We start from the raw sequence: 7,507 nt of genomic DNA, 5'->3' as shown, positions 1-7,507 counted from the left end.
GCGCGGTGGTCCCACCTGACCCCATGCCGAACTCAGAAGTGAAACGCCGTAGCGCCGATGGTAGTGTGGGGTCTCCCCATGCGAGAGTAGGGAACTGCCAGGCATCAAATTTAGCAGTAAGCCGGTCATAAAACTGGTGGTTGTAAAAGAATTCGGTGGAGCGGTAGTTCAGTCGGTTAGAATACCTGCCTGTCACGCAGGGGGTCGCGGGTTCGAGTCCCGTCCGTTCCGCCACTTATTAAGAAGCCTCGAGTTAACGCTCGAGGTTTTTTTTCGTTTGTATTTCTATTATTGCCAAAATCGCAAAAATCCTCTGCGTTTTACGCCATTTTTCCACAACAGTCTGAAGCCCATAATCACCTCAGTTAACGAAAATAGCATTAAAAGAGGCATATTATGGCTATCCCTGCATTTGGTTTAGGCACTTTCCGTCTGAAAGACGACGTTGTTATTTCATCTGTGAAAACGGCGCTTGAACTTGATTATCGCGCAATTGATACCGCACAAATCTATGATAACGAAGCCGCAGTAGGTCAGGCGATTGCAGAAAGTGGCGTGCCACGTCATGAACTCTACATCACCACTAAAATCTGGATTGAAAATCTCAGCAAAGACAAATTGATCCCGAGTCTGAAAGAGAGCCTGCAAAAATTGCGTACCGATTATGTTGATCTGACGCTAATCCACTGGCCGTCACCAAGCGATGAAGTCTCTGCTGAAGAGTTTATGCAGGCGCTGCTGGAAGCCAAAAAACAAGGGCTGACGCGTGAGATCGGTATTTCCAACTTCACGATCCCATTGATGGAAAAAGCGATTGCTGCTGTTGGCGCTGAAAACATCGCTACTAACCAGATTGAACTCTCTCCTTATCTGCAAAACCGTAAAGTGGTCGCTTGGGCTAAACAGCACGGTATCCATATTACTTCCTATATGACTCTGGCGTATGGCAATGCACTGAAAGATAAGGTTATTGCTCGTATTGCAGCTAAACACAATGCGACTCCGGCTCAAGTGATTCTGGCGTGGGCTATGGGGGAAGGTTACTCAGTAATTCCTTCTTCTACTAAACGTGAAAACCTGGAGAGTAATCTTAAGGCACAAAATTTACAGCTTGATGCCGAAGATAAAAAAGCGATCGCCGCACTGGATTGCAACGACCGCCTGGTTAGCCCGGAAGGTCTGGCTCCTGAATGGGATTAAGCCTCTCTGACAGCTCCTCCGGGAGCTGTTTTTACATGCTCGCTAAGGAAATCGATAAAAGCCCGGATGCGCGTACTTACCGCACGGTCGCTGTAATAGACTGCACTGAATGGCATTTCCACTGGCAACACTTTATCTGCCATTAACTCCACCAATTCTCCGCGAGCGATTTCTTTGTCGATCATGTAGTCGGACAAACACGCAATCCCGTTGCCACTCAGGCAAAGCTGTTTCAGTGTTTCCCCACTATTGGATGACAAACCGTACTTCACCTCATGTAATTGTCCATCGCTACAGGCTATCGGCCAGGTATTGAGGGAAGCGGGTTCAGTGAATCTCAGGCAAATATGTTGCTTTAAATCGTCGATCGTTTCTGGCTTCCCGTAGCAGGAAATATAATCGGGGGAGGCGATAATTTTTCGATAACTGTTAAATAACGGCCTGGCACGTAAGCTGGAATCCGTTAACGTACCGGCGCGTATCGCGACATCCACTTTTCTTTCGATCAAATTAATAATCGTTTCGGAGGAGACTAGCGATAAAGTGACTTCCGGATAGCGTTCACGAAAAGGCTTAATCAACGGCATCAGAAAGTGCAGTACCACTGGAGTTGCGGCATCGATCCGTAACAGTCCACGCGGTGTATTACGCGTCTCCATAATTTCTGATTCTGCCGCTGCCATCTCCTGCAAAATTGACTGTACGCGACGAAAATAACGCTCGCCTTCTTCCGTCAGGCTAAGTTGCCGCGTGGTCCGATTAAGCAGGCTAACGCCAAGTTTCATCTCCAGCTTTTTCACCGCCCGGCTTACCGCTGAGTTTGCTTGCCCTAATTGTTCCGCTGCCCGGCTAAAGCTGCCGCTTTCGACGACTGAAACAAAAATGGCGAGTTCTTCCGACGTGGCTTTCATTTTTGCTCCTGTTGCAAAATAGAAGAGATATTTTGAATTTATTTGTCATTAAACCATCAGGATGCGAGATATGCCATCCGATTTAATGTTCTCAATAATGAGCAAAATCCTGACCGGTGTAAGCACTTGCTTACATAACAATATACAATTGCTCGTTGAAAGAGTGAGCTAAAATCCCTATAACAGTAGAACCCTCCCGAGTGCGGAAGGGTTGACGTGATAGAGGTTTCAAAGTCAAAAGTGCGAAAAAACACCTATGCCATGCGCTATGTTGCCGGACAACCAGCGGAAAGGATCTTACCGCCGGGGTCTTTTGCGAGCATCGGCCAGGCATTACCACCTGGAGAACCGTTAAGTACCGAAGAGCGTATTCGGATCCTGGTGTGGAACATATACAAACAGCAACGCGCTGAATGGTTGTCGGTATTAAAGAACTACGGCAAAGATGCACATCTGGTGTTATTGCAGGAAGCGCAGACAACGCCAGAGTTAGTACAGTTTGCGACTGCTAACTATCTTGCCGCCGATCAGGTACCCGCTTTCGTGCTGCCACAACATCCTTCTGGCGTAATGACCCTTTCGGCGGCACATCCAGTGTATTGCTGCCCGTTACGTGAACGAGAACCCATTTTGCGTCTGGCGAAATCGGCACTGGTGACGGTCTATCCCTTACCTGACACCCGCCTGTTGATGGTGGTTAATATACACGCCGTCAACTTCAGTCTGGGCGTGGATGTCTATAGTAAGCAGTTACTTCCTATTGGCGATCAGATAGCTCACCACAGTGGCCCGGTCATTATGGCGGGAGATTTCAATGCCTGGAGCCGTAGAAGGATGAACGCGTTATATCGCTTTGCGCGGGAAATGTCGCTACGCCAGGTGCGTTTTACCGATGATCAGCGCCGTCGGGCGTTTGGTCGCCCGCTCGATTTTGTTTTCTACCGTGGTCTGAACGTCAGCGAAGCTTCTGTACTGGTTACGCGCGCGTCCGATCACAATCCGCTACTCGTTGAATTCAGTCCCGGCAAGCCTGATAAATAAGGTATGTCAGGTCTGCCACAGGGCAGGCCAACGTTTGGCGCTGCCCTTTTATACTCAAACAACAAAAGGACAGCGCAATGACAACACAATCCCACCATGACCACGTAGAAAAGCAGTTTAGCTCTCAAGCTAGCGAATATCTGACTAGTACCGTACATGCATCCGGACGAGATTTACAGCGCCTGGCGGTGCGTCTGGCTGATTATCCTGATGCAAGTGTACTTGATATGGGCTGCGGAGCAGGGCATGCCAGCTTTGTCGCTGCGCAAAACGTGAGCACGGTGGTGGCGTATGACTTATCTGCCCATATGCTGGATGTCGTGGCACAAGCTGCCGAAGCCCGGCAACTGAAAAATATCACCACCCGCCAGGGTTATGTCGAAAGCCTGCCATTTGCCGATAACGCATTTGATATTGTTATCAGCCGTTATTCTGCCCATCACTGGCATGATGTTGGTGCAGCACTGCGTGAAGTGAACCGGATATTGAAACCCGGTGGTCTGCTGATTGTGATGGACGTAATGTCTCCGGGTCACCCAGTGCGCGACATCTGGTTACAGACGGTAGAAGCATTACGCGATACATCTCACATACGGAACCACGCCAGCGGTGAGTGGTTGACGTTAATCAGTGAAGCCAATCTGATAGTTGATAATTTAATTACAGATAAGTTACCGCTGGAATTTTCTTCATGGGTAGCGAGAATGCGTACGCCAGAAGCGTTAGTAGACGCTATTCGCATTTACCAACAGAGCGCATCGACAGAGGTGAAAACGTATTTTGCCTTGCAGAATGATGGCTCTTTCACCAGTGATATCATCATGCTAGAAGCACATAAAGCGGCATAAATAAAAAAGGCACCGGGGGAATCGGTGCCTTTTTTATTATCTGGTTTGTCAGGAATCTGGCATGTTGTTGTTTTTCACAAACAACGTCAGCTTATCGCCTGGTTGCAGATTCGCAGTGTCGCTGTTCCAGCGCATTACATCTTTGATGTTCACGCCGTGGCGTTTAGCAATGCTTGAAAGCGAATCGCCTTTGCGCACACGATACGTAATGCTATCGCTGTTGTTTGCCAGTCGCTGTGCGCTACTGCCTGCACCAATCGTCAAACTTTGGCCTGGCTTCAGCTTAGATCCGCGCAGTTTGTTCCATTGCTGCAAATCTTTGGTGCTTACGCCGAGACGTGAAGCGATACTTGAAAGCGTGTCGCCAGAGCGTACGGTGTAAACACGGCTGTTAAGCGGCGTATTGTCGGCAACCAGCGTCGACTGTACAGCAACAATTTCGCCTGAAGCCAGAGATTCACGCAGTTGATCTGCATGCTTCTTTGGCACCATCACGTACTGCGGACCACTTGCGCCCAGCGTGGAGCCTTTCACGCCTGCGTTGAATGTCTTCAGCTTGCTGACGGAAATCCCCGCCATATCTGCAACCTTCGCCATTTCAACCGGGCTGCTCAGGTGCACACGTGCCAGAGCACGGCTTTCATCGGTCGTTGGCAGACGTACGCCATAACGCTTGCTGTTTTTGAGAATATCACTCAATGCCAGCATTTTAGGCACGTACTGCTTCGTTTCCTGCGGCAACGGTAACGACCAGAAGTCCGTGGATTTCCCACGCGCTTTGTTCGTTTTAATTGCCTTCATGACCCGACCTTCGCCGCTGTTATAAGCCGCTACGGTCAGAAGCCAGTCGCCGTCAAACATCTTGTTCAGACGCTGCATCATGTTCAGCGCGGCAGTTGTTGAAGCAACAACATCGCGACGCGCGTCATAATTGCGGGTCTGTTTCAAACCATAATTGCGCCCCGTGCTCGGAATGATCTGCCAGATGCCCGCGGCATTGGCGCCAGACGTTGCGTGAGGATCAAAAGCGCTCTCCACTATGGGTAGTAGTACCAGTTCCATAGGCATGTTACGTTTTTTAACTTGCCCGGCTATCCAGTACATATACGGCTCTGCCCGTAAAGTTACATCGTGGAGATAGCTCTTATTGCGTAAATATTTCTGTTTCTGTTCGCGAATCCGGTCGTTTTCCGGAATTCCCATCTTTAGCTCGTCGCCAATGAAAGCCCACAAGTCACCATCTGGCGCGATAGACGTCCCATCGTCCATCCATCGTGCCTGACTTGTAAACTTTGCTGCTTCCCCTTGACCAGCTGCAGAAAGGCTCTGTGCGTGCTGTTGAACGTTGCCGGTGCTCTGGCAACCCACGAGCAGGACAGAGGCGAGTAATATCGCTTTTGCCTTCATGTGTGTGTCAATAGTTGCTTAAAAGACGACCGATCATAACGGCGAACGGAGCCGATGACAAGAAAGTTTTATCAGAACCTATCTTTCTTTGACCTTAACCATGCAAAACGTTCTTCAGGTTGTTGCAATAATGTTTCTTCATTAATTACATTAATTAAATCAATATCTTCCGTTCTTAAAAAAACATTAATTTGCCGCTCATTTTTCAGAATTACGGGTAGTGTTATTTGATTTTTTGCCCGTAACTCCTTAACTTTACGATAATAATCATTTATGGACAAATCGTGCGGAAGAATACTCAAAGCAAACTTCATATTTGATAAGGTATATTCATGAGCACAACATACCAATGTATCGTCAGGTAACGCACTTAACTTTTTAAGTGATTGATACATTTGTGATGGTGTCCCTTCAAACAACCGACCACACCCACCAGAAAACAGCGTGTCGCCGCAAAATAGATAAGGTTTACTGAAGTAACAGATATGTCCTAAAGTGTGACCCGGTGTGGCAATTACACTAAATTCATGCCCCAAAACGAAGGCAGTTTCGCCATCTTTGACTACCTGTGTTGTTCCCTTATCTTGTGTCTCTTGTGGTCCATACACCACAATTTGCGGAAACTTTTCCACCAGTTCTTTTACGCCGCCAACGTGATCGTGGTGATGGTGGGTGAGAAATATGGCCTCCGGTTGCCAGTTATTGGCGGAAATGGCGTTTAATACTGGCTCTGCGTCCCCGGGATCGACAATCAGACAGCGACCTGCTTCATCATTCAAAACCCAGATGTAATTGTCATCAAAGGCGGGAATACTGTTAAGATTCATAGATTACCTCTCAGTGTGAAACGGAAGGTTGTGATGAAACCGGCAAGAGTCCCTCAAACTGTCGTGGCTCCTGATTGCTGGGGCGATTTGCCCTGGGGAGAGCTTTATCGCAAGGCGCTGGAGCGTCAGCTCAACCCGTGGTTCACTAAAATGTATGGTTTTCATCTGCTTAAGATTGGCAATTTAAGCGCAGAAATCAATTGCGAAGCGTGCGCGGTTTCTCATCAAGTAAATGTTTCTGCGCAAGGAATGCCCGTCCAGGTGCAGGCGGACCCACTTCATCTTCCTTTTGCCGATAAATCCGTTGATGTTTGTCTACTGGCACATACATTGCCGTGGTGCACTGATCCGCATCGTTTATTGCGTGAAGCCGATCGGGTACTGATTGATGATGGTTGGCTGGTGATTAGTGGCTTCAATCCCATCAGTTTAATGGGATTACGCAAACTTGTGCCGGTATTGCGCAAAACATCGCCCTATAACAGCCGGATGTTTACTCTGATGCGGCAGCTGGACTGGCTCTCTTTGTTGAATTTTGAAGTGCTACACGCCAGCCGTTTCCACGTTCTCCCGTGGAACAAACACGGAGGAAAACTATTGAATGCGCATATTCCTGCGCTTGGTTGCTTACAACTTATTGTTGCCCGGAAACGGACTATTCCTTTAACGCTAAATCCGATGAAACAGAGCAAGAATAAACCGCGAATTCGCCAGGCGGTTGGTGCCACCCGGCAATGTCGTAAACCACAGGCTTAAACTTCGACTTGATAGCCTGTATCTTCCAGTGTGGGATTCATTGCCGCAGCACGAGCCAGTTCATCACAGCGTTCGTTTTCCGGGTGTCCGGCATGGCCTTTAACCCATTCCCATTTGATTTGATGCTGCCCCAGAGCAGCATCAAGACGTTGCCAGAGATCGACATTTTTTACTGGTTTTTTGTCTGCTGTTTTCCAGCCACGTTTTTTCCAGTTATGGATCCACTGGGTGATACCCTGGCGGACATACTGGCTGTCGGTACTCAAAATGACTTCGCAATGTTCTTTTAACGCCTCCAGCGCGACAATAGCGGCCATCAACTCCATACGGTTGTTGGTGGTGCGGGTGTAGCCAGCGCTAAAGGTTTTCTCGTGTCCGCGATAGCGTAAAATAGCGCCGTAACCCCCAGGTCCAGGATTACCCAGACACGAACCATCGGTGAAAATTTCTACCTGTTTAAGCATCTCTGGTAGACTTCCTGTAATTGAATCGAACTGTAAAACGACAAGTCTGACAT

Annotated in this window: 8 protein-coding genes, 1 tRNA gene and 1 rRNA gene; 6 read left to right on the top strand and 4 right to left on the bottom strand. The window is 48.4% G+C overall.

The window, feature by feature from the left end:
* From rrf to dkgB, 3 genes are all read left to right on the top strand, one after another.
* Positions 1-103, top strand: a 5S ribosomal RNA gene (gene rrf, locus ACJHYO_RS08145); the annotation flags it as partial.
* 54 nt (positions 104-157) lie between these two features.
* Positions 158-234, top strand: a tRNA-Asp gene (locus ACJHYO_RS08140).
* Positions 235-396: 162 nt separating this feature from the next.
* Entirely contained in the window at positions 397-1,200 is an 804-nt protein-coding gene (gene dkgB, locus ACJHYO_RS08135) for a 2,5-didehydrogluconate reductase DkgB (RefSeq protein ID WP_000997016.1), read from the top strand.
* On the opposite strand, the gene yafC is transcribed toward dkgB, so the two are convergent.
* A complete protein-coding gene (gene yafC, locus ACJHYO_RS08130) occupies positions 1,197-2,111 on the bottom strand; it encodes a DNA-binding transcriptional regulator YafC (RefSeq protein ID WP_000648563.1) in 915 nt (304 codons plus the stop codon). The two genes, dkgB and yafC, sit on opposite strands and share 4 nt — an antisense overlap.
* Positions 2,112-2,351: 240 nt before the next feature.
* Here yafC and ACJHYO_RS08125 point away from each other — a divergent pair, with 240 nt between their 5' ends.
* Positions 2,352-3,152, top strand: a complete 801-nt coding sequence (locus ACJHYO_RS08125; RefSeq protein WP_001230983.1) for an endonuclease/exonuclease/phosphatase family protein — start codon at positions 2,352-2,354, stop codon at positions 3,150-3,152.
* A gap of 77 nt (positions 3,153-3,229) precedes the next feature.
* A complete protein-coding gene (locus ACJHYO_RS08120) occupies positions 3,230-4,000 on the top strand; it encodes a class I SAM-dependent methyltransferase (RefSeq protein WP_000211719.1) in 771 nt (256 codons plus the stop codon).
* A gap of 48 nt (positions 4,001-4,048) precedes the next feature.
* On the opposite strand, the gene mltD is transcribed toward ACJHYO_RS08120, so the two are convergent.
* Positions 4,049-5,407: a murein transglycosylase D gene (gene mltD / locus ACJHYO_RS08115; protein ID WP_000644691.1), complete on the bottom strand. Its 1,359-nt coding sequence runs from the start codon at positions 5,405-5,407 to the stop codon at positions 4,049-4,051.
* A gap of 71 nt (positions 5,408-5,478) precedes the next feature.
* Complete coding sequence (gene gloB, locus ACJHYO_RS08110; protein ID WP_001052743.1) at positions 5,479-6,234, bottom strand: hydroxyacylglutathione hydrolase; 756 nt, start codon at positions 6,232-6,234, stop codon at positions 5,479-5,481.
* 33 nt (positions 6,235-6,267) lie between these two features.
* Here gloB and ACJHYO_RS08105 point away from each other — a divergent pair, with 33 nt between their 5' ends.
* Positions 6,268-6,990 (top strand): class I SAM-dependent methyltransferase, encoded by a 723-nt coding sequence (locus tag ACJHYO_RS08105; protein WP_001295200.1) that lies wholly within the window; start codon positions 6,268-6,270, stop codon positions 6,988-6,990.
* Here ACJHYO_RS08105 and rnhA read toward each other — a convergent pair.
* Positions 6,987-7,454, bottom strand: coding sequence for a ribonuclease HI (rnhA, locus tag ACJHYO_RS08100; RefSeq protein ID WP_000917867.1), 468 nt, complete (start codon positions 7,452-7,454; stop codon positions 6,987-6,989). The genes ACJHYO_RS08105 and rnhA overlap by 4 nt on opposite strands.
* Between the last annotated feature and the right edge of the window lie 53 nt (positions 7,455-7,507).

Origin of the sequence: Escherichia sp. WS1118 (assembly GCF_046487695.1) — a bacterium.
Taxonomy (GTDB): Bacteria; Pseudomonadota; Gammaproteobacteria; order Enterobacterales; family Enterobacteriaceae; genus Escherichia; species Escherichia coli.
The sequence above is the reverse complement of the archived record's forward strand: the minus strand, read 5'-3'. Positions and strand labels throughout refer to the sequence as shown.

Excerpts from the sequence above, each read along its gene's own strand:
- dkgB (WP_000997016.1), top strand. The coding sequence starts at position 397 with ATGGCTATCCCTGCATTTGGTTTAGGCACTTTCCGTCTGAAAGACGAC.
- yafC (WP_000648563.1), bottom strand. The coding sequence starts at position 2,111 with ATGAAAGCCACGTCGGAAGAACTCGCCATTTTTGTTTCAGTCGTCGAA.
- ACJHYO_RS08120 (WP_000211719.1), top strand. The coding sequence starts at position 3,230 with ATGACAACACAATCCCACCATGACCACGTAGAAAAGCAGTTTAGCTCT.
- mltD (WP_000644691.1), bottom strand. The coding sequence starts at position 5,407 with ATGAAGGCAAAAGCGATATTACTCGCCTCTGTCCTGCTCGTGGGTTGC.
- gloB (WP_001052743.1), bottom strand. The coding sequence starts at position 6,234 with ATGAATCTTAACAGTATTCCCGCCTTTGATGACAATTACATCTGGGTT.
- ACJHYO_RS08105 (WP_001295200.1), top strand. The coding sequence starts at position 6,268 with ATGAAACCGGCAAGAGTCCCTCAAACTGTCGTGGCTCCTGATTGCTGG.
- rnhA (WP_000917867.1), bottom strand. The coding sequence starts at position 7,454 with ATGCTTAAACAGGTAGAAATTTTCACCGATGGTTCGTGTCTGGGTAAT.